The organism is Thalassoglobus polymorphus (genome assembly GCF_007744255.1).
Lineage (GTDB): Bacteria > Planctomycetota > Planctomycetia > Planctomycetales > Planctomycetaceae > Thalassoglobus > Thalassoglobus polymorphus.
The window spans coordinates 4970786-4995925 of sequence record NZ_CP036267.1; the positions used below are offsets into that span (position 1 = coordinate 4970786).

21 protein-coding genes are annotated in these 25140 nt (G+C 50.1%); 4 read left to right on the top strand and 17 right to left on the bottom strand.

All coding sequences use genetic code 11. The annotated features are described in order from the left end of the window. Positions 1 to 75: 75 nt before the first annotated feature. From Mal48_RS17955 to Mal48_RS17970, 4 genes are all read right to left on the bottom strand, one after another. Complete coding sequence (locus Mal48_RS17955) at positions 76 to 255, bottom strand: hypothetical protein (RefSeq protein ID WP_145202781.1); 180 nt, start codon at positions 253 to 255, stop codon at positions 76 to 78. A gap of 631 nt (positions 256 to 886) precedes the next feature. After that, complete coding sequence (locus Mal48_RS17960; RefSeq protein WP_145202784.1) at positions 887 to 1369, bottom strand: hypothetical protein; 483 nt, start codon at positions 1367 to 1369, stop codon at positions 887 to 889. A 79-nt stretch (positions 1370 to 1448) separates the two neighbouring features. Next, positions 1449 to 2414, bottom strand: a complete 966-nt coding sequence (locus tag Mal48_RS17965) for a DUF1559 domain-containing protein (protein ID WP_145202787.1) — start codon at positions 2412 to 2414, stop codon at positions 1449 to 1451. 281 nt (positions 2415 to 2695) lie between these two features. Further along, on the bottom strand, positions 2696 to 3361 hold the full coding sequence (locus tag Mal48_RS17970) for a 3-keto-disaccharide hydrolase (RefSeq protein WP_231739687.1): 666 nt from the start codon (positions 3359 to 3361) through the stop codon (positions 2696 to 2698). A gap of 286 nt (positions 3362 to 3647) precedes the next feature. On the opposite strand from Mal48_RS17970, the gene Mal48_RS17975 reads away from it, so the two are divergent. Then, the gene (locus Mal48_RS17975; RefSeq protein ID WP_197441804.1) at positions 3648 to 5315 is read left to right on the top strand and encodes a cyanophycinase; all 1668 of its coding nucleotides are present in this window, start codon (positions 3648 to 3650) and stop codon (positions 5313 to 5315) included. Positions 5316 to 5339: 24 nt separating this feature from the next. Here Mal48_RS17975 and Mal48_RS17980 read toward each other — a convergent pair whose 3' ends face one another. The 5 genes from Mal48_RS17980 to Mal48_RS18005 form a co-directional block, all read right to left on the bottom strand. Further along, positions 5340 to 6758: a sulfatase gene (locus Mal48_RS17980; RefSeq protein ID WP_145202795.1), complete on the bottom strand. Its 1419-nt coding sequence runs from the start codon at positions 6756 to 6758 to the stop codon at positions 5340 to 5342. A 340-nt stretch (positions 6759 to 7098) separates the two neighbouring features. Continuing rightward, entirely contained in the window at positions 7099 to 8055 is a 957-nt protein-coding gene (gene glpQ, locus Mal48_RS17990; RefSeq protein WP_197441805.1) for a glycerophosphodiester phosphodiesterase, read from the bottom strand. 125 nt (positions 8056 to 8180) lie between these two features. After that, positions 8181 to 8537 (bottom strand): PEGA domain-containing protein, encoded by a 357-nt coding sequence (locus Mal48_RS17995; RefSeq protein ID WP_231739689.1) that lies wholly within the window; start codon positions 8535 to 8537, stop codon positions 8181 to 8183. Between the two features lie 251 nt (positions 8538 to 8788). Then, positions 8789 to 10579 carry an FMN-binding protein gene (locus tag Mal48_RS18000; protein ID WP_145202806.1) on the bottom strand — a complete coding sequence of 597 codons (1791 nt, stop codon included), beginning with the start codon at positions 10577 to 10579 and terminating at the stop codon, positions 8789 to 8791. A gap of 160 nt (positions 10580 to 10739) precedes the next feature. After that, positions 10740 to 12026, bottom strand: a complete 1287-nt coding sequence (locus Mal48_RS18005; RefSeq protein ID WP_145202809.1) for a HEAT repeat domain-containing protein — start codon at positions 12024 to 12026, stop codon at positions 10740 to 10742. A gap of 569 nt (positions 12027 to 12595) precedes the next feature. Here Mal48_RS18005 and Mal48_RS18010 point away from each other — a divergent pair. Next, the gene (locus tag Mal48_RS18010; RefSeq protein WP_145202812.1) at positions 12596 to 13105 is read left to right on the top strand and encodes a hypothetical protein; all 510 of its coding nucleotides are present in this window, start codon (positions 12596 to 12598) and stop codon (positions 13103 to 13105) included. Positions 13106 to 13217: 112 nt separating this feature from the next. Here the strand turns inward: Mal48_RS18010 and rpoN are convergent, their stop codons facing one another. The 5 genes from rpoN to Mal48_RS18035 all read right to left on the bottom strand — a co-directional run bounded on the left by rpoN (position 13218) and on the right by Mal48_RS18035 (position 18221). Next, entirely contained in the window at positions 13218 to 14687 is a 1470-nt protein-coding gene (rpoN, locus tag Mal48_RS18015; protein WP_145202815.1) for an RNA polymerase factor sigma-54, read from the bottom strand. A 104-nt stretch (positions 14688 to 14791) separates the two neighbouring features. Further along, entirely contained in the window at positions 14792 to 15418 is a 627-nt protein-coding gene (gene recR / locus Mal48_RS18020; protein ID WP_145202818.1) for a recombination mediator RecR, read from the bottom strand. 117 nt (positions 15419 to 15535) lie between these two features. Then, the gene (locus Mal48_RS18025; protein WP_145202821.1) at positions 15536 to 15898 is read right to left on the bottom strand and encodes a YbaB/EbfC family nucleoid-associated protein; all 363 of its coding nucleotides are present in this window, start codon (positions 15896 to 15898) and stop codon (positions 15536 to 15538) included. Positions 15899 to 15904: 6 nt separating this feature from the next. Next, complete coding sequence (gene dnaX, locus Mal48_RS18030) at positions 15905 to 17671, bottom strand: DNA polymerase III subunit gamma/tau (protein WP_145202824.1); 1767 nt, start codon at positions 17669 to 17671, stop codon at positions 15905 to 15907. Positions 17672 to 17759: 88 nt separating this feature from the next. Beyond that, positions 17760 to 18221, bottom strand: coding sequence for a RidA family protein (locus Mal48_RS18035; RefSeq protein WP_145202827.1), 462 nt, complete (start codon positions 18219 to 18221; stop codon positions 17760 to 17762). A gap of 325 nt (positions 18222 to 18546) precedes the next feature. Between Mal48_RS18035 and Mal48_RS18040 the strand changes: the two genes are divergently transcribed. Both Mal48_RS18040 and Mal48_RS18045 read left to right on the top strand, forming a co-directional pair. After that, positions 18547 to 19707 carry an ATP-grasp domain-containing protein gene (locus Mal48_RS18040; RefSeq protein WP_145202830.1) on the top strand — a complete coding sequence of 387 codons (1161 nt, stop codon included), beginning with the start codon at positions 18547 to 18549 and terminating at the stop codon, positions 19705 to 19707. Positions 19708 to 19851: 144 nt separating this feature from the next. Continuing rightward, entirely contained in the window at positions 19852 to 21123 is a 1272-nt protein-coding gene (locus tag Mal48_RS18045; protein ID WP_197441807.1) for a Gfo/Idh/MocA family protein, read from the top strand. Between the two features lie 164 nt (positions 21124 to 21287). Here the strand turns inward: Mal48_RS18045 and Mal48_RS18050 are convergent, their stop codons facing one another. The 3 genes from Mal48_RS18050 to mqnC all read right to left on the bottom strand — a co-directional run bounded on the left by Mal48_RS18050 (position 21288) and on the right by mqnC (position 24979). Then, complete coding sequence (locus Mal48_RS18050; protein ID WP_197441808.1) at positions 21288 to 22700, bottom strand: hypothetical protein; 1413 nt, start codon at positions 22698 to 22700, stop codon at positions 21288 to 21290. Between the two features lie 190 nt (positions 22701 to 22890). Beyond that, positions 22891 to 23769: a methylenetetrahydrofolate reductase [NAD(P)H] gene (gene metF / locus Mal48_RS18055; protein ID WP_145202836.1), complete on the bottom strand. Its 879-nt coding sequence runs from the start codon at positions 23767 to 23769 to the stop codon at positions 22891 to 22893. Between the two features lie 52 nt (positions 23770 to 23821). After that, positions 23822 to 24979, bottom strand: coding sequence for a cyclic dehypoxanthinyl futalosine synthase (mqnC, locus tag Mal48_RS18060; RefSeq protein WP_145206365.1), 1158 nt, complete (start codon positions 24977 to 24979; stop codon positions 23822 to 23824). Positions 24980 to 25140 lie beyond the last annotated feature (161 nt).

The window sequence follows — 25140 nt, forward strand, 5'->3', positions numbered from 1 at the left end:
GTGCAGAGCAGGCCACTTCGACGAGAGCGGCCTGCTCTAGAACAGCGGCAAATTTCGTTTACACATTTCCAGATATTATTTGTTGACTTCAACGTCGACATCACCATTAGTGCGATCTCGTTCGACCTCGATCTCTCCTCCCGGAGTTTCGATGTCCAGGACCTTTTCTTTCGTGTCACATCCAGAGAGGAAAGCGACACTCGTTGCCAAACAAGCAGCCGCGAAAAAGACTGAACATTTCTTGTAAAATCGCATGATTTTCTCCTGTTAATTTTTCTAATATTCTGAATTCCAAAACTCCCTGTTGCGGGAGGCTTCGTCGCTCGTTCACAATGAATCACGTTCACGATGAATCACGACGCCGATCCAGTTCAACCAACTCATGGCCGCTTTCAAGAACAGTAGTCGCAACTGGTGTTCCAAACGGAATGACAAAACAACTCAGGCTGGTGCTTCCAACCACACGTCAAGCGTGATTCCTTGACAGTCAGCGACCTGTGATGATGTTTTTCACCAAAGGATTTCCGACTCTCTGCTAAGGTGCAGCGGTCAACCTCAGTATGAAATACGCGTGCAATAGCATTAATCGAATTGGCGTTGCGCAGTATTTCGTGGCGAAGAATTTACAGAGTCCACGAGAGATACTGCCTTGTGCAGAACGAGCAGTGAAACGCTCGAACAGAAGATTACCAGCTGGTCGAAAATAGCCAGTTTGGTCGATCAGCGAGCACGCGACTGTTGATTCACAGTCCCCTCTCACACGTCACTCAGCGAGTTCGCATCGAAGCGATGATGCTCCTATTTGCTCTGTTCGCAAAACGCGTTTTCATGTGATGAGCCACTCACTGCAACGTGAAGGAGCAGGAACATCTTTCTCCGAAATCCTTTATGACCCCGGGCGACGTTTCTTCTTACGTTTTCGTTGAGATGAGTCCCGTCGGCTGCTGCTCTGAGTGTTCTCATTCCCTGACTTTCGCTTCGCTCGATGTCTGGCATAAGGATCGTCAAGATGGCCTTCCATCGACTTAAGACCGAACCCAAAGAAAAGAGCAGCCCCCTCTAAGGCGATAATCGTACTCGGTAACCAAATTCGATTCCCGAGATGCCAGCCGATGACGGAAAAGAGATTAGGAAGTTGCTGGACCGCAATGATCACAAACTCAATCAACGCGCGAATTAAAATTCCAATCGCAGAAATCCGAGTCATCCGCGGGCGGGAGGTCTCATCGAACGAGACCACCGAATGCGCCCCGACATAAGAGGAAGCCATCGCCCCCCAGCCCATCACCGCAATCACGATCATGATCCCAATCACAACCTGAGTGATCGAGACGCCGTCCGAATCGTTCTGCTTTTTCTTTTTGCTCAACTGAAACGCCTCATCAACTCGCCAGTCGTATGGAGAAGCGTCAGAATAGCATTTGGAAATTCAAGCTGATAGCGATCACTTACTCTAACACTTCCGCAATGGCTTCTCGACCATTTCTTGTACAGAGTGCACGAATCACCTGACCATCCACATTCTTGGCTATCGGACGGACTGAACCATCGGCGTACGACATGTTGACCGTTTCGTGGAAGCTGCCGAAACTGTAGAGGATCGGCATCGTATGCGGTTCCACCAGGCCCTGCCCATACAAGTCGAGATAGTTAGGGAAATTATCAAGCTCCATCAGGTAGAAGCGATCAAATGGGGGGTCTCCAGATTCGTCACGTATCCTGGCCACTTGGTGCGAATCCGCCCAATACATCCCGTACTGTGTCTCGCCGAACAGAATTGTCTGGCTGAGACCGTCCACGATATCCCGGTCATCAAGGCTGCTGTTGGCATAAAACATCCCGTTGAAAGTTGGAGCGATGCTATCAGGCCAGTACCCGGCATTCCCACGATAACTGTTGTAGCCTGGTGTACCTGAGGGTCTTCCGGGAAGCGGTGCTGTCGGACAGACCAACGTTGAAATCGGCGTTTGAATCAGCGTGTGATTTTGAAACGGAGCATGCTTTTCAGGACGATCAAAATCAATTGCACTGTTCCCCTGTTCAATGTAGGAGAGCATCAGTGCTGGCCACGACCACCATTGACGCATCAGCAAAATTTTACAGGAAGTCTTCCCAACAATGTCGGGAGAATCGAGAAGAAGCGGTTCTGGAGTGCTCACCAGGTAACGACGTGTCTCAACAGGGCCTTCCACCCAACCCGACGGAAATGACCTGTGTGCATCCAGATAATTCAGTGCTGCCAATGAGACTTGACGAAGATTGTTCGCACAGGATGTCCGTCGGGACGCTTCGCGAGATCGCTGAACCGCTGGAAGCAACATGGCAACCAATAGCCCGATGATCGCAATAACAACCAATAGTTCGACGAGTGTGAACCCAGACAGACGCCGTGAAGAAACCTGAGACCTAACCATGAGAATTGGCTCCGTTGGTGATGGTGATTAAGCATACACATAAACGAAGCCAATTTCCAATTTAAACAGGCATTTAGAAGATTCTCTAATATTTCAAAAACAAATCCAACATCAAGGCGATGCGTTCTGCCTCGCTGAAGTGTGCAATTCACTACAAAAAACAGACTTCGCGAAGACAGAAAACACGAAAACGTTTTAGAACTGACCTAAAACCTAACTCTTTCCTCTTAAACACTTTAAGCACTGAGAAAAGTGACCGGCCACAAGTTTCCGTAATCGTTCTAATCAAGCTCTTTGATTCGAATGTTACGCCAGCGGACATCATACGGGCCTGTCCCTTCTTTAATGCTATGGACCTGCAGCCCGATAAAACCTTTGGGATGAGTTTCGAAAATCGCCTCGTCAGTAAGGTCGGTGATCGGCTGACCGTTGATAAAGGTTTGAATTCGCGGACCTTTCGCAATGACGCGAAATTGATTCCACTCGCCACTTTTCATGGTATCGTGTGGCTTCAGTTCTTCCTTCGGAGTTAACCAACCGCGACCGGTCGCTTCTCCGTAAATGTATCCCGCTTCAGCGACGCCAGCTTCGATTTCCACCTGCGGTCCGTAAACTCGACCAACCTCGATACCCTTTCTTTTCTCAGCCGGGACTTCCTTAGTCTTCGAGCGAATCTGAACGCCGGAGTTCAAAGCGTCGTGAACTTTGACCTCGAACTCTAATTCAAAGTTGCCGTACTTTTTCAGCGAGCACAAGAATGAATTCGCCCTGCCATTAGATGTGCGTCCTACTATCGCACCATCTTCCACAGCGTAACTGGCCGTTCCGTTTTTCTGTGTCCAGCCTTCGAGAGACTTCCCATTAAACAGAGAAACCCAGCCATCCTCCGCATTGGCAAAGCTGGATGAAACACAAATTAAAGTCAAAGAGAGAAAAACTGTTCGCATAGTCATACTTCCACAAAAATTCTGGGTAAAGTGAGTCACACTCCATAACTTAGTCGATCCAATCAAACCTAAAAAGGGATGGAGTCATGATCACTTTTCAGAACCCGCCCGACACCCTCTGAAAAAGTCACTCTTCTCCATTGCTTTCCATTTGGTTCCCGGTCACTTGATCACACATCCGCACCGGTCGTGAATCGAGACATTCTCGGACAGTCGCTTTCATTCCAGTTGGAAAGATGTTCGAATTTCAATGTCAGTAACAACGTCACTTACTCTGGAGTGGTTGATGGATCAGTTTTCTCGTGGGCGCAACTCTTGGATTCAAAAATCACAAGGACTGACGATCACAACCATTTTTCTAATGAGTTGCACTCAGCTACTGGCTGAAGATTTCCCGGTCCCTTCCCTCGAAACTCTCGACCATCAAGGCGTCAATGGATCACTGGTCATTTGCGGCGGCGGGAAACTCCCAGATGAGATTTTCGAAACGTTTCGACAACTTGCCGGCGGTGAGAAAGCTCGGCTGGTCGTCATTCCAACAGCTTCCGCACGGGCAGAAACTAATTCAGGGGAATCATTCATTTCTCCCTGGAAAGAACGTGGTTTCGCTCACGTTGACGTCCTCCATACACGAGACCGCGAAGTCGCAAACTCGACGGAATTTGTTGCTCCACTCAGGCAAGCAACTGCTGTCTGGATTGTCGGTGGTCAGCAGTCGAAATTGGGGAAAGTCTATGCTGGAACCAAAGTTGAAGAAGAGTTGCAGGCGGTCTTAAAAAGAGATGGAGTCATCGGAGGGACATCTGCTGGCGCAGCGATTCAATCTCGGTTGATGATTGCTTCGGGGAACCCTGTCGCCAATTTGCAGCGAGGCCTGGACCTACTTCCGGGAGCGGTCATCGATCAGCATTTCAAAGCGAGAAAGCGATTACCGCGCCTGACCGGAACTCTCAAACAGCATCCCGGACATTTTGGAATCGGAGTCGATGAAGGGACAGCACTTGTTGTTCAGGGTCGTGCAATGAAGGCCATCGGAGCATCAACCGTGACGATTTGCCTCGCCGCATCAAAGACACGTAAGGCAAAGCAGTATGAGCTTTCCACAGGAGAGATCGCAGACTTGACGGCCTTGCGTCGAGCGGCCATTGCCAGGGCTTCTCACCAATTCCCACCGGACAAGCTTCGCACACCAACTGTCAAGAATGGTTCGCTGATGATCATTGGTGGCGGAAAGATGACTCCAGATTTGTGGAAAGAGTTCGTCGAACTGGCAGGGGGAGCCGATGCCAAAATCGTCATCGTCCCGGCAGCTTCCTCGAACCGCTCCCCGGAGCGCCGAAGCGAGTTCAAGATCCTTCGTAACCTGGGCGTGAAGCATGTCGTTGCGCTTCATACATCTGATCGCGACGAAGCCAACAAGGAGGAATTCCTTCGACCACTGAAAGAGGCAACAGGAGTCTGGTTCACAGGTGGCCGACAATGGAAGATCGTCGATGCATACGCGGGGACCGAAACCGAGAAAGCATTTCACGAAGTCTTGAAACGTGGAGGTGTGATCGCTGGGAGTTCTGCCGGAGCAACGATTCAAGGCGAATATCTTGTGCGTGGAAATCCACTCGGAAACCGGGACATGATGGCTGAAGGCTACGAACGTGGCTTCGGTTATCTTCCAGGATCTGCAATTGATCAACACTTCACACAACGGGATCGCCATCCAGACTTAGAAGGCGTCAAAAAAACATTCCCTCAGCTCTTGTGCATCGGAATAGATGAATCAACCGCGATTGTCGTTCAGAAATCAACGGCGCGAGTGCTGGGAAAAAATGATGTTTACTTTTTTGACGCAGCCAACGACGCCGAGGACCAAACGACGAAGACAAAGGTCTCACCTGGTGAAGTTTATGATTTACAAACTCGACAGACTGTAGAAGATCCTTCGCCATCCAAAGAGTGATTCAGCAAACTTCAAGCGAGCGACTCACTTGATTGCACTGCTGAGCATTTGACTCAGTTCTTCGAGTTGTGCTTGATAACGATCACTTGCAACAACGTTGTGCATTTCTTGAGGATCGCGACGATGATCGTAGAGTTCTTTCGCAATCACATCGCCCGTTTCCCAATTTCTCCATTCCGTGTATCGCAGGTTTTCCGTCCGCATGGAATACCCCATCACCTCCGGTTTTCCTTTGTAATACGCAGGGCGCGGGTGTTGTGTGATGGCATAGTCTTTGACCTTCGCTGACTGATCTTGCAGGATTGAGGTTAAACTTTTGCCGTCAGACTCCGGTGAGGCGAGACCACACAAGTCAGCGAGTGTCGGAGAGAGGTCGACCAATTCGACGAGAGCATCAGATACCTGCCCCTTCTTGAATCCGGGAGCAGAAATGATCAGCGGGACTCGTGCATCGAGTTCGAAACAGGATGTCTTGCACCACAATGAATGTTGCCCGAGATGAAACCCATGGTCGGACCAGAACACCACCACTGTGGTTTTGTCGAGACCTGTCTCCTTGAGTGTCTCTAAGAGTTTCCCAACTTGAGCATCCATGTAGCTGATGCTGGCATAATATCCATGCCAGAGTTCTCTTCGTTCCGCTTCGCTGAGATTTTGTGGATCTGGGCCATAACTTTTCAGCTCTCGCGAATCGTGCAAAGCAATTTCCGGCACCGAAGCAGGAGAAGCGAACTGATCAGGGAGTTGGAGATCGTCCCGTTCATACAAATCCCAGTATTTCTTCGGAGCAAGAAACGGCAAGTGCGGTCGCCAAAATCCGACAGCGAGAAAGAATGGCTGATCGCCGATTTCACGGAGTTGATCGCAAGCCAAATCGGCGATTTTCCCGTCACGATAAGTCTCGTCCGGAAGATCAGCCCGCTCAAAGGCTCCTCGTTTTGTTCCCGGTTTCAAACCTGGTTTCGTGAGGGCGTACGTGTCTGAATGCCGACCAGCATTGAGCATCGATGGAACCGACCACGACGGTTCATCGTCCAGATTCCCCATGTTGTGAAACATTTTCCCAATGCAGCGAGTGTAGTACCCATGGCGTTTAAAATGCTGAGGCAGCGTGACTGCCTCCGGAACCGCATCTCGAAAATCAGCCCGCAAATCCCAAACTCGAATCTTGTCGGGACGCAAGCCTGTCAACAGTGAAGCTCGAGACGGATTGCAAACTGCCTGCTGGCAGTATGCCTTGTTAAAAAGAGTTCCCTGCTTCGCGAGCCGATCCAAATTCGGAGTTTGAACGTCCTCATTTCCGTAGCACCCTAAGCTGCAATTGAGATCATCCGCAGCCACAAACAAAACGTTCAGTTTCTCTTCGGCATCAGCAGAACAGTTCAGCCCGCCCCAACCCAACAGGAAAATAAAAAGCAACGGACGAGCATTGAAACGAGACATGTTTGGCCTGCAAAAACTTGTTCAAGATCCACCAAAAAAACGATACCACAGGCTCAAGCCCTATCGATAGTCGGCGTTCCACAAATTTTCTAACAGAGCCATATCGTCAACAATCAGCCAAAGGATGTTCGGCTTCTTCCCGGTTTTCTTTTCGAGAGCTGCCAGCTTTTCTGCGACTTGCCTGTTCTGTTCAGGAGGTGAAATCGCAGCTTCGAAGTCTTCGGCAAATTTGACGGAGCGGTCAAACGTTTCAGGTTCCTGAGCTAAAGAATCGGAAGAAACGAGAGACCAGAAAGCGATCGCAAAGAAGGATAAACCGAAGGGCGTATTCCTCTGGCTTTCAACTTTTTGTTGACATCTTAAGAAGCTCGACGCTCTTATCTGGAAAGTCTGAGAATATTGCATCAATGCCTGCAAGCACAGTCGCTTCGTGCATCTGCTCGAAAGTCTCAAAATTTTTCGCTACAGAATCAACACGATAGGTCCATGGATGCACAACCAGCCCGTGCTGATGAGCATTGACTGTGAGCTCCGTGGGAATGGGTGTTCCGCCCATCGGGTCTTTACGAAATACGGAATCGATAATCGGTCCAATGCCCTCCGCGAAGGAGGCAATCTCTTTCAATTGGCGGTTTCGTTCTTCTTTCAATTTCGACTGACTCATCCAGTCTTTGTTTGAGAGGAGCTGAACCGTTTTGAGCTTGCAGTTGAACTCTGCTTTCAACCGTTTCGTTTCCGATTCCTCGAAACACTGGACAAAACAGGGATCACTTTTTTTTGTGTATCCAAATTTCTCCAAAGTATCGAGGACTACTTTTGCGAGGTCTTTTCCCTCGGAATGGTGAAACTTCGGATGCTTCAGTTCTGGATAGATCCCGACGTTCTTACCTGTGCTTTTGTTCAAACCTTGAATCAGTTCGAGTTCTTCAGCGAGTGACGGAATTTTGAAGCTCCCGCTGCGAACAGGGAATCGCTTCGGATAGTAAGCTTTGCCAGTCTTCGCATTGAACCGCTCGGAAGCCTGAAGCTGTTGGATTTCATTGAATGTAAAATCGATCGCGTAGTAGCGACCATCTTCGCGATTTCGGTCTGGAAATTTCGCAGCGACATCAGAAATCGTATCGAGGTGAATATCGTGCATCACAACCGCAACATCATCCTGAGTGAGAACGACATCCTGTTCCAGATAGTCCGCCCCCATGGCATACGCCATCGCTTTCGCTTCGAGAGTATGTTCGGGAAGATATCCGGAAGCGCCACGATGGGCGATCACTTGAACCTGACGAACTCCTTGCACGGTCACTCTCCGATGGTCAATTTGAAGACGGTTTATTGAATACGGCTAATTGGAATCATGACCCCGAAGCGGATCGTTGATGAGCCCCTCTTGAACCGTGCTGAAGAAACAACAACTCGTGACTATCACTGCTGTGGTTGAATGACTCCACCAACCTCGGCTTGTGAGCGGAAGTTTCTGGCGCGATTAATCAAGTCCGACTCTTCATCAACGGGCATGCCTCGTTGTACCAGGTTGTATGTGAAATCGTGCCGATCGGTCACTTTCCGGGGCATGAAGTGGTTGGTGAAGAAATCAATCGGGAAACGTTGCCCAGGAGGAGCTGGCACCGGTTGCAGGAGCGTCATGGTTTCGTAACCGGGTGCGGAAAGTGAAATTTCACGCGTCCCGTAATATGTGAAATCCATTGAAACTGGGGTAAGCCCGATCCGTTCACCATCGACTTCGACAAGTGCTCCCGGCGGATTCGAGCGGATCGTCATTCGCCGACTCACGCATCCCACGGAATTCATACATAAAAATCCACACAATAAGCCCAAAATCCAGAGTCGGTTTGGACACGGAAATATCGAGGAGACAAACTGTCTGCAGGAATTCAACATGGATCAGCCAAGAATCCGGGCGGACTCCAGGAACAGGAAGGGACGAAATCTGAGCTGCGAAGTCTAAACCGGCCCTGCCGATTTCACCAATAGCGATTTTCGAACTTCGCAAAACCTTACTAGCAAACAGCTTACAACCAAGAAAAGAAATTCACGGGAGACCAATAAAGAAGTTGTGCAAGAAGAAGCAATCCAACGGCAATTCCATCCGCAGGTGAAAGTCGGTCGCTGCGACGGGTTCTTCGCAAATATTCCAGCGTTGCCCCGGTAGGACAGCCGAATCGGCAATAAGCCATCGGAACGAAGAGCGAGACAATCACCCCGCCCACAGCAATCGAAATCGCTGACCAACCGGCGATTCGAAACAGGTAGGCGTCGAAAGCTTCAATATCGACTAAGCTGAAAGTCAGCCCGAGCATGGAAACGAGAATCACCCATGACAGCAAGCCGACAGGAACAAGTGACAGGAATCGCTTGAGATTCTTCCCGGGATGGAATTGATAGCGAACGCGCTTGCGAACAAGTTGCTGCACTGCCCCATGGGCACATAAGTGCGAACAGTAAATGTTTCGCTTCGTCATGACTGGAAAGACGAATGCGATTCCGGCCAGCACCACGAGTCGAAAAGCACTTCGCCAGGGAACGCCATTTTGCGTCCAACCGACGAACATTGCCTGCGAGAGAAGATCGCCATTTAAAAAACCGACGTAGCCGATCAAAATCACCTGATACAAAATCCGCAGCCATGCAATACCGCGAAGATGTGTCATTGCGATGACGATGCCAGAGACAATCACCGCAAGTGTTCCGAAATCGGCTCGTGAAGGTTTCCAGGATTTCTGACTCTTGGGTTGAGTTTTGGTTTCCGGCAAAGGAACAAGATTCTTCTGAGCAGTTTGAATCACACCTCTAGCTGCTGCCATGCTTGTGAACGTTGCCCCGGAAACACCTTCGATTCCTTGCTCCGCCAGATCGTATTGAGAGACTTCTTCGAGCGTGAGCCCCTGGAACAGCTCGGGCCACGCCCAATCTTCATCGAGGTAGCTGACATGCGGTTCATTATCGAAGCTATTGCGAGTGTATGTTCGCTTGACCTTTCCTTCAGTGTCGATTGCGATGAGAAGTTCGGTTGGCCCCTGATATCCGACAACATTGTCTGCAGATGGCGAGGTACTCAGTACAGTCCCTAGCAACTTTTTCTGTTCATCGAAAACATCCCAACCGTTATCGAAACGACGGTTCTGCTGAATCGAACGCGCTTCATCAAACAAGACCTGTACATCGCTGAGCGTAACAGGATCGGGAAACTTCAACGAAGGAACCTCCCCGCCGAGCCTATTGATGATCGATTCTCCAATCGCGAGGCTCGTCAAAGTCGCTCCCGAAACAGCATCGACTTCTTGCTTCTGCGACAATTCTTCCCAGGAAACTCCGAGGAACTGGTCCCAGTATTTGGAACTGCTGACAACTTCTTTTAAGTGTTCCCGAGTGTCGCGACTCCAGAGGACTTCGAGCTGCTGAACTTCCAGATCTGGATTCAACAGTATCGCCACGTTTGTAGGTCCGGAAAAGCCAATGATGTGATCGGACTTCGGAGAGGTTGTAAGCAAATAGCCGAATTCGCTGTCGTCATTTCGAATCGGAAACAAGCCGGTTTCAGAATCTTTGGCCCCAACTTCAATTTCGGCAGGCAGTTCATCGAACGTTTCCAACAAGAGCTGCTTTGTGAACTCCTCTGTGGGAGCACTTCGCCGAGACCTTGCTTCAAGATGAATCGTCAAAACGATTCCCGCAAACAACAGCACGCGCAGCGAGTGGATTCCCCAAACTCGCCAAGGGCTCACTTTCTGAACTGTCAGCTTGAGATCCTTCAACAGCAACGCCCCATGTTGACTCTTTGCTTGAAGCAGTTCCAAAATCAACTTGGAGTTCCTGCCTTTCAGCGAGCAGTCTAAGCATTTGCGAAGCGATTTTCACAGGCACGATAAGCATTGAAAAGTGCAGTACACGTTCAGCCTCGTGATAGACAGGCTTTTCCCTCTTGAGAGGATTGATTTACCGTCACAGGAACCTCGATGAGTTCTATGTTTTATAAACCGACCACCACAGATGCCAGTCTCGTTCGTTGAAGCCGAGGTTCTTGTCGGTGATCTTTTCGAGAGCGGTCAACACAGCTTGATTTTTAATATCGACTTTGAGGGTGACCGTTTTCATGTTTTTCGGGACGTTATGAAACGGAATGACTTGTGCCCCATGAGGCAGTTGCCCCAGTCTCGCCAAAGCTTGTAATTGAATCGCAGTGGCTCCTGAAACTTGCCCGGGATTCATCATCCCTACCTGACCACCTGCTGTGCTTCCGAATGAGATCGGCTGAGAATCTGGAACCTGAATTTTATATTTGTGCGTTGTCACCAATGAACTAATCAACGCCGGAACAGCTTCTTCACTTCCCATTTCACCCAACGCGGCTGCCGCTCGTTGTACGACGTTGTTCGAATCATTTCTCAGTGCTGAAATAAGCTGAGGAATTGCTGTTGATTCCTGATCGGAATCGATGCTCGCCAGTGCCTGCCTCCAAACCGCCTCACTGTTGTCAAACAGATAGCGATCCAGCAACGCTTTCACCGGTCGTTGCCCAGGCATGTTTCCGAGAACGCGGATATAAAGAATGCGCACCGACAAATTTTCATGGGTTGCCATCAGTTTTGCCAAAGCGGGGATTGCATCCACATCCTGTAACGATTCGAAAGCTTTGCTCCCTTCGTTTCTTCGGTATGCATCGTTTCCAGTGATCCACCCCAACCAGACTCGAACTTTCGGATACCAGACGAGCTCAGCTTCTCGTTGTTGAGTGTTCTTTTCGATCAGCGCCAGTTCTTGCGTTGTAATCCATTTGTTTTTGTGTTTGACGTATCCACGCTGGGCCATCATCTCTTCACGAGGCATCCACTTTCCATGATGCTGAACATGGCCAAGTCCCCGCCGGGCTTCTTTATGATCGGGGTCCAATTCCAACACAAGTTCCAGTTGTTCCAGACGCTGCTCTTTCAATCGACGGATACGGCACCACTCAGCGAGAGCCCAATGCCCCTCAACAGTTTGATCGACAGCACGGGATTGCGAGACGTATTCTTCGAGAACCTGGTTTCGTCGTTGAACGTAGTCGATCTCGCTACGCTCAATCTCGACCAAAGCTCCCGAGAGCGTTCTCATGAGAACAGGAGCATCTTCCGCTTTTGCGATTCCTTCAAGCTGACCGCGCAACTCGCCCCCATTTTTTAAGCGAATTACGTCCGCAACAACCCCATCCCCGCTCATCATGAAACATGAGAACAGAAAGAATGCCGGCAGTGAAGTACTCAATCGCATAGGTTCCCTTCAAGTCAGTCCTCGATTCTACGAGAGCAGCGAATGTGATCTCAAACATAAAATGCAAAAATCTCGCTATCTTTCCGTATCGTCAATTGCTTCAAACCGTTTCGGCGGGAACGCGGAACATCAAGGAGTTCCCGTACCGGATCTGGAATTCGGTTTCGTTACGAAACCTGCGTGAAGACTCCGGCCTGTAACGTTTATTCCGGTCGCTCTGATTCTAGAGCAGCCTGCTCTACCGTGTGCCCATGCAGAATGCATTTCTCTAGTAAAAATGCTGTTCGCCACGAGGCAGATCCTGAACGCCAATTCGAAGGATGCTCTAATTCGACGTATCAACCGCAGCAGCATGGACTTCAGGTGATTCTCTGTCGTTGAGTCGGCAAAAATTGCCCATCGAACTCAAAGGAGAGGCGTATAATCTAACAGAAACGTTCACTGGCAAATCTTGGACTTGGCATCAAACGAAGTTGATGCTAACGAGTCGGTTGCAACTTTGACGAACGGCAACGAACGGAGCACCGCCACAGGAGATTTCACAGCGTTTTTGCAAAAGGAGATGGCAAATGTCACGTGTTTTGACTGGAAAAGACCAGCTACACAAGCTCTTCTCAGCGATGACCGAACAGACATTTCAGATCGACTTCGGTGTCGCAGACCCTCCATTGATTGACTATCTCTCGGACCTTCTAGTCCGCTTCACTCGCTTGGACGTTATCTTCAAGGTTCGGAACATCGTCGGACAGCGACTCGAAGAAGTCGCAGAAATGATGATGGAGGCTGAACACTGTCACAATACCCCCAAAGCTGAGATCCATCGACACATCGGCGACTTCACGCTTTTCTGGACCGGAGTTTACCCGGAAGCACTCAAGCGACTCAAAGGCTTCGACCGCAAAGACGCCATGATCGACTACCAACAGCAGGGAAAGCGGTCCTATTTCCTCGCCAGCCAACTCACCGGCAAAACGACCGATCACGCATCGCTGCTTCTGCGTCTCAGCGACGAATTCGAACTCTGCTCTGCCGGACTCCGAAAAGTGCGCGCCGAATGGGAACAGACCTCTACAAAGTGACTTCCCCTGAATCAACAGGACGGGACACGATCGCCCCGTCTGACCAACAGTTCTTCCTGAACTCCTTCTGAAGCAGTTTGTGATTCACTCAACTGACAGTCGCTTGAGCGAATCAATACTCGCGGCGTTGGCGAGAGGAGGGAATGCTCATCGCTTTGCGGTACTTGGTCACCGTACGGCGGGCGAGTTGGTAGCCATGCTTGGCGAGTTCAGTGACGAGTGCATCATCGCTGAGAGGGCTCGACTTGTCTTCGTCGTCCACGATTTCTTTGAGCTTCAAACGGATGTTTTCCCAGGCGACATCTTCGCCATCCGACGTCTTCGTACCGCCGCCGAAGAACCGCTTGAGAGGAAAGATGCCGCGAGGTGTCGCAACGTATTTGTCGTCAACAGCTCGCGAGACCGTCGTCACGTGAACTCCGACAACGTCAGCAACATCCTGCATCTTCAGTGGTTTAATATGTTCCGGGCCGTACTCCAGGAATTCGATTTGCTGGTCGACAATCGTTTGGGCAACTTTACGGAGTGTGTTGTACCGTTGCTCGATCGCGTCGATGAGCCATTTAGCGGACTCCACTTTTCGTTTTATGAATTCCTTTGTCGCTTCATCGGGATTAGCTTCCAGCATGCGAATGTACCGCCGATTGATTCGCAACTCGGGGATGTACTCATCGATGAGTTCGATGACGTATTTTCCATCATCATCTTTGACCACCCGCAAATCAGGGGTCACCGTTTGAACGTCAGGATTGTCAAACCCCTGTCCGGGAAATGGATTGAGCGTCCGCATCTGTTCCATGGCAGATTTGATCGCATCCATGGAATAACCGGTTTTACGCTCGATCAATGGGAGTCGATTTTGAAGCATGTCATCGAAGTGGTCAGCGATGACAGTAATCATGATATCCCGCAACGGTGTTGTCGGAGTAATCTGCAGTAGCAGGCACTCCTTCAAGTCTCGAGCCCCAACTCCTGATGGGTCCAAATTCTGGATAATACTGAGAGCCTGCTCAGCATCTTCGAGCGAAATTTGTGTCCCATAAACCTGCACAAGCTCTGGCAGCGAACTCTGAAGCCGACCGTTCGCATCCAGATTATGAATCAGATAATCACCAAAGTCCTTGAGGTGATCCGGCGTGTCGCAATGGAATTGTTCGAGAAGATGCTCTTGAAGAGTTTGCGGTCGGCTAATGGCATTCGCCATGACATCGTGTTGACGATCCATGTCGTCCTGAACACGGTTGCTCGACGGCTTCGACCCGGATGTATAGTTATCGTCTGGCCATTCCTGAGAGATCTCGACAAGACGCTCAAAGTCCGAAGCGTTGTTGCTGTCGTCATCGCCCAGTTCGCGTTTTTCAATCTCCTGTTTCGGTTCATCGAATTCTTCTGAACTGGATGAATCGGCACCCTCATCTTTTTTTGTCAGTTGATCGAGAACAACATTCTCGGAGAGTTCCTGATCAATCCGTTCCTGAAGCGCAGCTAATGGAAGTTGCAAAATTTCCATCGACTGAATCATGCGCGGAGCCAGCTTCATTTGCTGGCTCATTTTCATCTGTTGTGAAACGTTTAGATGCATGATGTTTATTATCTGGGACCGAAATCAGTCCGAAAACCTCAGTGATAAAGACTCTTCTCGATGTTTGAGGGAAACCCTCACTGAATCGTCTTGGGGAGAGGAACTCAAAACTGTTGCCGACCGCGTAATGCGTCCGCCAGCATTTCTTTGTTTGCAAACTCTAGCACACTCCCGGTCGCGATCCCTCGAGCAAGTCTTGTGATTCCTACGGGGTACTCTTCCAACAGGTTCGTAATAAATAAAGCCGTTCCATCTCCTTCAAGCGTTGGGTTCGTCGCCATGATCAACTCTTTGACTCCATCTTTTTTGACACGCTGAACCAGTTTCCCAATCGTCAAGTTCTCGGGGCCAATGCCTTCGAGCGGCGCAATGCGTCCGCCCAACACATGATAGGTTCCGTGAAAAGCCGCAGCCGCTTCTAAAGCACTCACATCTTTTGGCTGTTCAACGACACAAACGACAGTACGGTCCCGGCGAGTGTCGCTGCAAATTGGACACAACTCTTGATCGGTCAGGTTAAAGCAGAGATCACAACGTCGAATCGTTTCCTTTACAGCACGAATGGCATCTGCCAATGCATACGCATCAGCCTCTTTACAGCTGAGAATATGGTTCGCCAGCCGCTCTGCCGACTTTCGACCAATACCTGGTAACGATGCAAACTGGTCGACCAGTCGACCAACTGCTGCCCCAAACGGGTGCTGCTCTGCATCAATTTGACGTGACGCCATTCGTTTTCTCTATCCTGTTCAACGATTCAAAACTCTGCACTGACAACAACTATCAGCTCAGCACAATTCACACACAGAAGATTCCGGTCAAACCCAGATGCTTCGGCGCTTATGAACTCACATTGGTGAGTCACTTGCTCCGAATTTTGAAATGGCATCTTCGAGCCCCGGAATTCCCAGGCCACCTGCGAGTTCGGTCATTTCGCTCGCTGCCGCCTTTTTTGCTAAATCGAGTGCCTGATTTGTTGCGGCAAGAATCAGATCTTCAAGCATCTCTTTATCGTTGGAAACAAGCAGCGTTTCTTCGATGGTGATGGAAAGAATTCGATGATCGCCTGATGCATCAACCTTCACCATGCCACCGCCGGAACTCCCTTCGACACGAACCGCAGCAATGCGGTCTTTGACCTCGGCAGCTTTTGCCTTCAATTCTCCTGCGTTTGCCATAAGACTGGCGAGGTTTGAAAGCCCTTTAAACATAATGGATCACCCTTCGGGGTCTTCGTCTTCTGTTGATTTGATGTTTGAGTAAACTGGTCGAACCTCAACAACTTGGCCACCAAAGATGGCGACCGCTTCCTGTACAAAATCGTCTTTATCAACGCTCGATGGACTTCTACGCTCGACAACAGGTGCAACTGGAACAGAAGGCTTCGGAACTTTTACCTGAGTGGTTTCATCAACTTCGAATCGACACTCAATCGTTTTGCCAGCCAACTGTGTCGCAAGTTCCTCAAGTTGCTTCAGCGGAACAGGTCGCTCGCAGTAACTTTTACTGAAAAGATAGCTCTTAGGGAACACGATTTCCAGCAGATTTGGTCCAGAAATTGCTTGTCGAACAGTATTCTTCAGGTGCACACTCAACGTATCCGGAGTCATAGACTTAAGTTGCGTCCAAAACTCCTCCAAAGTCGACTCTGTGAATTCAATCGTTTGAACCGGTGAAGCTGCGGGATTTTCTGCCGAAATTGCGGGAGAAGGCTCCTTGCTAGGCGTCACTTCGTTTTTTTTTACCTGCGCCACTGGGCGTTTCGGAGTCGAAGCTGGTAGCGAAGCAGAAGCCTGTACCGGAGCAGAACCGGGAGTTGCAACCGCAATCGCTTGCCCACTTGCGACCGCCTGAGCGAGATTCGAAATCTGGCTGAGATCTTCAAGAAGCGAAATCCGCACGATTGCCAATTCCACCAGCGCACGACCGTAGTTAACTCGCTGCATCTTTGATTTAGTCTCTGCAAGAATTTGCATCGCTGACGAAATCGTCTGAATGCCCCATTGCTCCGCCTGACGTTTCAGGCTCTCTCGGCTCGAGTCAGAAACTGCCGAAAGCGGAACAGTTTCAGCCCCCGCAGCTGTGATCAACAGGTCTCGAAAGTATGCCAGCAACTGATCACTAAAACTTCCAAGCTGCACTCCTCTGAGAAGTGCTTCATCAATGGATTTTAATGCCGCTGAGGAATTTCGGGCGATCATCAACTCAACGACCTCGATCAGCCGGTCATCCGAAGCGGTTCCCAATAGCTGATGAACGTCTCCGCTCGTAATCCGGTCTCCACCGAATGCGAGGAGTTGATCAAACAACGATTGACTATCACGCATCGACCCCGCAGCCCGCCGAGCCACCAACTCAATCGCCTCGTCGTCAACTTCTCGCTTTTCCGCCGCTGCAATCTGTTTCAGTCGTTCAGCGATACTGCTCTGCGCAATTGTCCCGAAATCAAATCGTTGACACCGCGAGAGAATTGTATCGGGAACCTTGTTAGGCTCTGTGGTGCAAAAGACGAATTTGACATTCGCTGGGGGCTCTTCAAGCGTTTTCAGCAACGCATTAAAGGCCTCTTTGGTCAGCATGTGAACTTCGTCGATGATGTACACTTTGTACGGTGACCGCATCGAACGAACATTCACATTCGCCCGCAACTGGCGAATATCGTCAATACCGCGGTTCGAGGCTCCATCGATCTCCAGGACATCGACATCTTTCCCTTCTCCGATGCTCGCACAGATTTCACAATCATTGCACGGGACACCATCTTTGAGGTTCGGGCAGTTCAAAGCCTTAGCAAAAATTCTCGCAGTGGAAGTTTTTCCGACTCCCCGTGCCCCTGTGAACAGGTACGCATGCGCAACCCGACCACTGCGAATTGCATTTCGAATTGCTTGGCCAACGTGCCCCTGACCGACGACATCTTCAAATGACTGCGGGCGGAAGCGACGTGCGAGAACGGTGTATTGAGTGGTCGATTCAGAAACCATAGGAGTCTCTCGTTTTCAGAATCTGCGTTTAGCAACGCACTCGAAAGTGCGTTGCTAAACCTGTATCGCGCGGTTTTTTCACAAAAAACTAATCGCGAATTTCAAAAATCACTTCGATTTCAACGGCAATCTGGCCCGGCAACGATCCCATCCCGACTGCACTTCGAGCACCGACACCATCTTCGCCAAAGACTTCACGGAACAGTTCACTGCAACCGTTAATGACTGCGGGATGAGTCTCGAAATCGGGAGTCGCGTTGACCATGCCCAGCATTTTGATTGTCCGCACGACTCGATCAAGACTTCCGAGATAGTTTTTCAAAGTTGCGAGAATGGCAACTCCTGTCACGCGGGCAGCATGATTGGCTTCCTCTTCCGTCATTGTGTCGCCAACTTTCCCCTTGATCAGAGTTTTATCCGGAAGCAAAGGACCATGCCCGGAGACATACACGATGTTCCCCACTTGAACGACAGGCTTATAAATGCCACCCGGCTTAGGAATAGGTGGGAATTCAAGTTTGAGTTCTTCGATACGTGCTTCAGCAGACATGTTCTTCCTTTCAAATGTGATTGTCACTCTGGTTGTTGCTCTGATTGTCACCGACAAAAGCAGAAATTGTTCTCCACGGTTCTCGGATCCGCTTGCCTGGTTAACTCTCGGCAAAGAGAGGATGGATGAACAGACAATTTCCAACGAGGAGACTATAATCATCCGGCTGAAATGTTAGCAGTCGTCGCTTTGGAATGCTTGTAACTACAGAATTTCAGAAAAAGACCCAAACATCAATCTTTCAGAATGTGAATCTATCCAGAGACGAACTAACTTGATACGGGATGAATCGAAATAACATGACTGTCTTCTTCAGGCGAGTGTTTTGAGTAATTCTGGACCCAATTTGTTAATCATCGGTGCGAGTACACGAAGCGCGGGATTTTCAGCTCTTCGTGCAGGCTTCAAACCAATCTGCCTTGATATGTTCGCTGACGCCGACCTACAGGCAAACGCCGTCGTTCGGCAGGTGGAAAACTACCCATCCGGGCTCATCGATGCATTGCAAGCACTTCCTCGGCTTCCCCTGCTTTACGTCGGGGGACTTGAAAATCATCCGGAGATTTTGAACGTCGCAGCAGAGTTCCATGATCTCATGGGAAATGGTGCGAAGCAGGTCGAGGCTGCCCGGTCTGCGGACTTACTCGCTGAGGCGATGCGGATCTCACAAGTCGAGACACCTGAGTGGAAAAGCTCATCTGAGCCTCCTGAAACAGACGGAACCTGGCTTCTCCGCCCAATTTTCGGCTGCGGAGGACGAGGCATCACTCGCTGGACTGAAGAAGCGAAGACCTCCCCGACCCTGAACGAGCCACACATCTTCCAGAAACACGTCAGCGGCACTGTCTATTCTGGAGTCTACATCGCCCAGGAAGTTGGCGACGTCCGCTTTGTGGGCCTCACACAACAACTGACCGGCTGCAAAGAAAGCAATGCAGCGGAATTTCAGTGGTCAGGAAATTTCGGACCAGTGGCACTCCCCATTGAGATCGAACACAAAATGCGCCGGGCTGGCAACGTTTTAAAATGGAAAGCGAGCTTAAGAGGCCTCTTTGGCATCGACTTCATCGTGACCGAAGAAAACCGAATCTTCGTCACCGAAGTCAACCCGCGATACCCCGCTTCACTGGAACTGCTCGAGTTCGCCACAGGACAGCCTCTGCTTCCAAGCCACCTTGAATGTTTTGCTGAATTGGATGTCGAGAACAGCTGGACGCCAGACACCGATGGCCCGCTCTTTGGGAAAGCGATTCTCTATTCGCCTCAAAACTTCCAACTGACATCTGACCTGACACCAGAAATCAAAGCTTTCAGCAAATTCCCGAACCTCGCAGATGTTCCCCAGGCGGGGACTTCGTTCAAAACAGGCGAGCCAATCTGCACGACATTTGCCACAGGCCAGTCAGTTCAAGATTGCCGTGAAAAACTGACTCGACAACTGCAGGAACTACAGAGTCGAATCATTCCGGCTTCCAAGGTCGATTAACGGTTGAATTCGTCGCAATGCACTTGCAAATCTCTTTCGAAAACAAGAGGTTATGCAAAGAAGGCCGCTCACCAAACCTCTTCGGTGAAAACTCCCCCTAATACGATCATTCAAACAAACGTATAGTATCTCGAAAGTAATCTCATGAGTGACAAACAACTCCGCGGTGGCATGGTTGGTATCGGGATGATCTTCGATGAAACCTATCGCCCATTTTTCGAATCGGCGCACCAGGACGGAATGTTCGACCGTCGGTTCGGAGATGTAGACGTCCAACTCGCTGCAGTCGGTTCACGAACCGGGAAACGAGCAGAAGCATATCGATCGGTCGCCCCCGAAGGAATGAAAAACTTCTTCAGCGCAACTGGTGAGAACGCTGTTCAAGAGATGGTCGCCCAACAGGACCTTGACTTCGTCTGCGTCGCAACTCCTGATGACCGACACTTCGAAGTCGCGAGAGAAGTTCTCAAAGCGGGCAAACACCTGCTCGTCGAAAAACCATCCGTCCTCGATCTCCATCAAGTCGACGAACTGACAAAGTTAGCTGAAGAAAACAATGTGCTGGCAAAAGTGGTCTACCATAAACTGCTCGACCCAGACCACAAAAAAATGCGAACGCTCGTCCACGACGGCGTCCTGCAACACGTGAATACCGGGTACTGTACCCTGTTAGAACCAAAGCTCATTTCCGGCAGCCAATTTTCAGAATGGATCACCGGTCGTAATCCGGGAACCTATGTCGCAGTCCATTACATCAAACTCATTGACTTCTCTTTTGGTGGAAAACTCAAAACAATCACCGCGACTGGACAACGCGGATTGGTCGGCGATAAAGATGGCACAACCTGGGATAGCGTACAACAACGTCTGATCTACGAATACGACGATGGTCGCGAAGCAGCTTTTGACATTCACACCTCTTGGGTCACTCCGGACAACTTCCCTGGGTACGTTGAACAGGAAGTTCAGTTCCGATTCGACAACGGAGTCTGGAACGGTCATTCACGCAAACGAGGAGTTGAGCTGACCGTCGAAGGAAAAACTCCGATCGAAATGAAGCAGTCGATCAACAACCACTACAACGGAACTTTCGTCGAGCCCTGGGGAACACGTTCTCAGCGAGGTTACGGCATCGAAGTGATCGAATGCTTCGCCCGTGAACTGGCCTACCTGAAATTTGGTGGAGATGCGAACGAAGAAACCAACCGACTTCAGGAACTCCGCAACCTGAACTACAACGACCTCTCAGCAGACCGACAAGTTGTTGCCGCAGTTCACGCACTGGAAGTCATTCTCGAAAGAGCAGCCCAAGGAGAACCGGACGGTGTTGTTCGCGTCAATGATGACAACGGCGGACTGGTTCTATACCTCCCCGGAAAAGCAGACCCAGAAGTCCTGTATGCTCCTGAAGTCTAGAGCATTTTTCGAATTGGTTTGCAGGATCTGCCTCGTGGCGAACAGCACTTTTACTAGAGAAATGCGTTCTTCACGGGCACACGGTAGAGCAAACTGCTCTAACAACCCATTCGTAACAACAAGCGTCATGCGTTCGAGCAAGTCAGACACTGCATGTGAATCCGTCATTCTTCAGGCGAGTCACCCTTTCCCCGAACGACAATTGCGAACGGCTTGAGTTCGATTTCAAGGCCTTGCGACGAAGCCAGTTCCTCAAAGAGCCCCTTCAGAGTGGTCTCTTCGGCTACGAGTGTTGATTCTCGATCCATTGTCGCCTCATCCAAAGCTGAAAGATCCATCGGCACCCCGGAAATTTCCTGCAACTCACTCAGAATCACCCGCAATGGTTTCGGCTGCTCGAGCCTGTATGAGCGAATTTTTTGAGACAGCGACTCTTCAATATCGAACGGCGGAGGGTCTTCAGCCAACATCGGTTCAATCGGAAGGTCCGCTTCCGGGTCCTTCTTTTCAACCGGACCTTGAGCAACCGCAACCTCACTCTTCATTGTGAGTGGATCACCCTCCATTTCCAGTGAGAGTGTGAGTCCATCTGCCATCGCTGCCATTCGACGAACGATGATAGGCGAAGTCTTCTGCGAAAGCGTCCGCACACTGCCGTCTGCCATCAGAACCTGCATCGAATCTGGCTGACCAGTCCCCATGCCATCAGGACCATTGATGTACGGTTCCGCAGTAAAACCTCGGAGTGTCGCAGGACCGGGCCTTGCCCAGGAACCGTAGTCCGCCTGCACCCCAACCAGCATCATCGTATTTGCTGTCCCATCAAGAACATCGGCGATCGTCGTCTCACGATACGGACTGAAGATACCCGCTCGAGGATGCCGCAAAGGGAGCTTCTCCGATTCAACTCCCACGCCAGTCACACCCGCAAAGTGAGTCGTTGGATATCGATCATCCCCAGCCAGCTGATTGATTTCAGGGTTTTGAAACTGTTCCAGTCGCCTGCGCACAAACGCATCATTGACGGGATCATCCCAAGCACGGCGCTGCGCCATTAAAGATCCATCCCGTTCGGCGGTCCGCATCACCTCAGCCACCCAGCTGAAACGAGCAGGTTCGCCATCAACTTCAAGCATTTTCCCATTCGGATAAACACCATTTTGCTGACGATACTCTTGAACGAGCCCGTGAATTACCTTGAGACGCTGGGCAATAGAGAGTTCTCCTTCAACGGGAGGAACATCTTCGTCCGGCGCTGGCGAACCCTCCCCGCTTGCGTCTGGAGAATCCTCAACAAGCTCGTTTTTCTCGGTGACTCCATCCGGTGAATCAGACTCAGAAAGTACCGGGGCCGAATTATTACTCATTGCAAAGTAAATCAAAACTGCCGCAACGAGAGTCCCTAAAACTCCGAACAGAAGTCGGAAGCTCGCAGGTGACTGAACAGATGCCGGAACCGGAAGTGCCTCAGTTTCCAGAGAAACATTCAGCAGTTGCCCCTGCTCTATGTGAAGGTGCAACTTCGCTGCACAGCTTGGACACGGAATCGTTCGATCCCGAGGACCAAGATCCTTCATTCGCAACGGAGAAGAACATTGAGGGCAATGAAAAGAGATCACAAAAGCTGCCTTCTAGAGCAAATCCAATATTGGTCTTTACGTTCTGCTTCAGCCGTGTTGAAAATACTGTATGCGTTCTACCTCGTGGTCGAAAGTTTTCTCTGAGTGAAAGATTTTATTCGCGAGCACGACAAACGTTGAGAATGCTCTACACAGTCTGAGGAAGCTGGAGTGAATCCAGGATCCGTTCACAGGCTTCGGATTTGTTCAAAACATAGAAATGAATACCACGGACGCCTGAATCGACCAGTTCCTGACACTGCTGAATCGCAAATTCAACACCGATTTCAAACTGAGCTTCCTGGTCATCCTGCACAGCTTCCAACTTCGCCGCAAGTTCTTCAGGAATGACAGCACCGCACATACTGGTAATTCTTTTGATGCGAGCAAACTCCGTAATGGGCATGATTCCTGCCACGAGAGGGACGGATACATTTCGTTTTTCGATCTCGTCACGAAAGCGAAAGAAGTTCGCATTGTTGAAAAAGAGCTGAGTGAAAATTGCGTCCGCTCCAGCATCAACTTTTCGGACAAGATTAACAAGATCCGTCTCTGCGTCGGGGGCTTCGGGATGTTTCTCGGGATAGCCTGCAACTCCAATTCCAAGCCCCGGGTGATGCTCACGGATGAGAGAGACAAGCTCATTCGCATAACGCAGCCCACCTTCCACAGCTTCGAAGGAGTCCGTCCCTGCAGGAGCGTCTCCTCGCAACGCCATGATGTTTTGAATCCCTCGCGAGTTTGCCTTGGTCAACCAGTCTCTGAGTTGCTCTTGTGTTGAACCAACACAGGTAAAATGCGCTGTTGCAGGTAAGTCAAATTTCGATTGTATCATCTCGCACAATTCAATCGTCCGATCCTGAGTTGTCCCCCCAGCTCCATAGGTACACGAAATAAAATCAGGCGAGTGAGTTGCCAATCGGGAGAGATGGTCGATCAGCAGCTGATCCCCCTTCTCCGTTTTTGGAGGGAAAATTTCAAATGAAAGGCCGAAAGACTTGGCAGCGTAGATCTCTTTGATCCGCATAGAATTCACTAAAGGGTCGAGGTTCAAAATGAAGGGTATTGAATTGCTGGGTTTATGAAACGGTGGAGGTGGCCGGTGCTTCGTCGAGATAGTCGTAGAACACGTTTCGCTGACGCGGGATGTATCCCGAATCAGTAATGCAACGACGAATTGTTTCGAGGGAAAGCTGAAACACGGTCCCAGCCTGTGCTACGACATTCTCTTCAATCATCAAGCTTCCCATGTCGTTCGCACCAAAGAAGAGTGCGAGTTGACCGACCTTCTCTCCCTGAGTGACCCAGCTTGATTGGATATTCGGGATGTTGTCCAAATACAAACGTGCTATTGCCTGGGTTTTCAAATACTCAAACGCACCAGCAGAAGGTACGTCCGACATATCAACTCCGCCGCTGCGCCCCTGCTCTGCATCGCGCCCAAACCAGGGAGCTTCTTCCGGTGGTTGATGCGTCCAGCAGATGAATGCGGTGAAACCATTCGACTCATCCTGCAATTGACGCAGCCGCTCAAGATGTTCGATTCGTTCTTCCAATGTTTCGACATGCCCGAACATCATGGTGCAGGTACTCTTCCCACCGAGTTGATGCCAGACACGGTTAACTTCCAACCAACCATCGCTGAGCACTTTCCCTCGAGTAATCTGCTTCCGGACTCGGTCCACCAAAATCTCACCCCCGCCACCGGGAAGGCTGCCCAGCCCCGCATCCATCAACCGCTGCAGGACTGTCTCAAGTGGTAACTTACTGATTTTATGAAAATGCCAAAGTTCCGGAGGACTGAACCCATGAATGTTGACCTGAGGAAACTTCTCTTTCATTCCCCGCAAGAGATCCTCGTACCATTCGAGGGAAAGCTGAGGATGCAGGCCACCCTGTAAAAGAATTTGATCTCCACCAAGGTCAACAGTTTCCTGAATCTTGTTGTAGAGAACCTCTTCCGTGAGCACATAGGCCTCGTCATGCCCAACCGGTCGATAGAACGCACAAAAATCACAAACCGCCGAACAGACGTTCGAGTAATTGATATTGCGGTCAATGTTATATGTTCGAAACGGCTCTGGGTGGAACCGCCGCGTGACAGCATCGGCAGCTTGTCCGATTGCAGCAAGGTCGTGAGACTTGAGCAAAGCCACTCCCTCTTCTGACGTCAAGCGTTCGCCAGCGACAGCTTTCTCCAGAATCGTCGATATGTCGTTTTCAATAGCGGTGATCATTGGTTGTAGATTTCCGTGTTCGATCAAAATCGCAATGAGACTCATGCAGTGTCGTTCCAATGGCACAGAGCAACGTAAATTTTTGCCGCCATGAGAACCGAAGTTGCATCACCAATTTAACTCAAACCGATTAACAAACAAGGCGTCTTCCCAACTTAGGG

Excerpts from the sequence above, each read along its gene's own strand:
- mqnC (WP_145206365.1), bottom strand. The coding sequence starts at position 24,979 with ATGATCACCGCTATTGAAAACGACATATCGACGATTCTGGAGAAAGCT.
- Mal48_RS17965 (WP_145202787.1), bottom strand. The coding sequence starts at position 2,414 with ATGGTTAGGTCTCAGGTTTCTTCACGGCGTCTGTCTGGGTTCACACTC.
- Mal48_RS18005 (WP_145202809.1), bottom strand. The coding sequence starts at position 12,026 with ATGCGATTGAGTACTTCACTGCCGGCATTCTTTCTGTTCTCATGTTTC.
- metF (WP_145202836.1), bottom strand. The coding sequence starts at position 23,769 with ATGCGGATCAAAGAGATCTACGCTGCCAAGTCTTTCGGCCTTTCATTT.
- Mal48_RS18050 (WP_197441808.1), bottom strand. The coding sequence starts at position 22,700 with ATGAAGGATCTTGGTCCTCGGGATCGAACGATTCCGTGTCCAAGCTGT.
- recR (WP_145202818.1), bottom strand. The coding sequence starts at position 15,418 with ATGGCGTCACGTCAAATTGATGCAGAGCAGCACCCGTTTGGGGCAGCA.
- Mal48_RS18045 (WP_197441807.1), top strand. The coding sequence starts at position 19,852 with ATGAGTGACAAACAACTCCGCGGTGGCATGGTTGGTATCGGGATGATC.
- Mal48_RS17995 (WP_231739689.1), bottom strand. The coding sequence starts at position 8,537 with ATGACGATCCGCTCGAATCCGCCGGGAGCACTTGTCGAAGTCGATGGT.
- Mal48_RS17955 (WP_145202781.1), bottom strand. The coding sequence starts at position 255 with ATGCGATTTTACAAGAAATGTTCAGTCTTTTTCGCGGCTGCTTGTTTG.
- Mal48_RS18025 (WP_145202821.1), bottom strand. The coding sequence starts at position 15,898 with ATGTTTAAAGGGCTTTCAAACCTCGCCAGTCTTATGGCAAACGCAGGA.
- Mal48_RS17975 (WP_197441804.1), top strand. The coding sequence starts at position 3,648 with ATGGATCAGTTTTCTCGTGGGCGCAACTCTTGGATTCAAAAATCACAA.
- Mal48_RS18010 (WP_145202812.1), top strand. The coding sequence starts at position 12,596 with ATGTCACGTGTTTTGACTGGAAAAGACCAGCTACACAAGCTCTTCTCA.
- Mal48_RS18035 (WP_145202827.1), bottom strand. The coding sequence starts at position 18,221 with ATGTCTGCTGAAGCACGTATCGAAGAACTCAAACTTGAATTCCCACCT.
- Mal48_RS17980 (WP_145202795.1), bottom strand. The coding sequence starts at position 6,758 with ATGTCTCGTTTCAATGCTCGTCCGTTGCTTTTTATTTTCCTGTTGGGT.
- rpoN (WP_145202815.1), bottom strand. The coding sequence starts at position 14,687 with ATGCATCTAAACGTTTCACAACAGATGAAAATGAGCCAGCAAATGAAG.
- Mal48_RS17970 (WP_231739687.1), bottom strand. The coding sequence starts at position 3,361 with ATGCGAACAGTTTTTCTCTCTTTGACTTTAATTTGTGTTTCATCCAGC.
- dnaX (WP_145202824.1), bottom strand. The coding sequence starts at position 17,671 with ATGGTTTCTGAATCGACCACTCAATACACCGTTCTCGCACGTCGCTTC.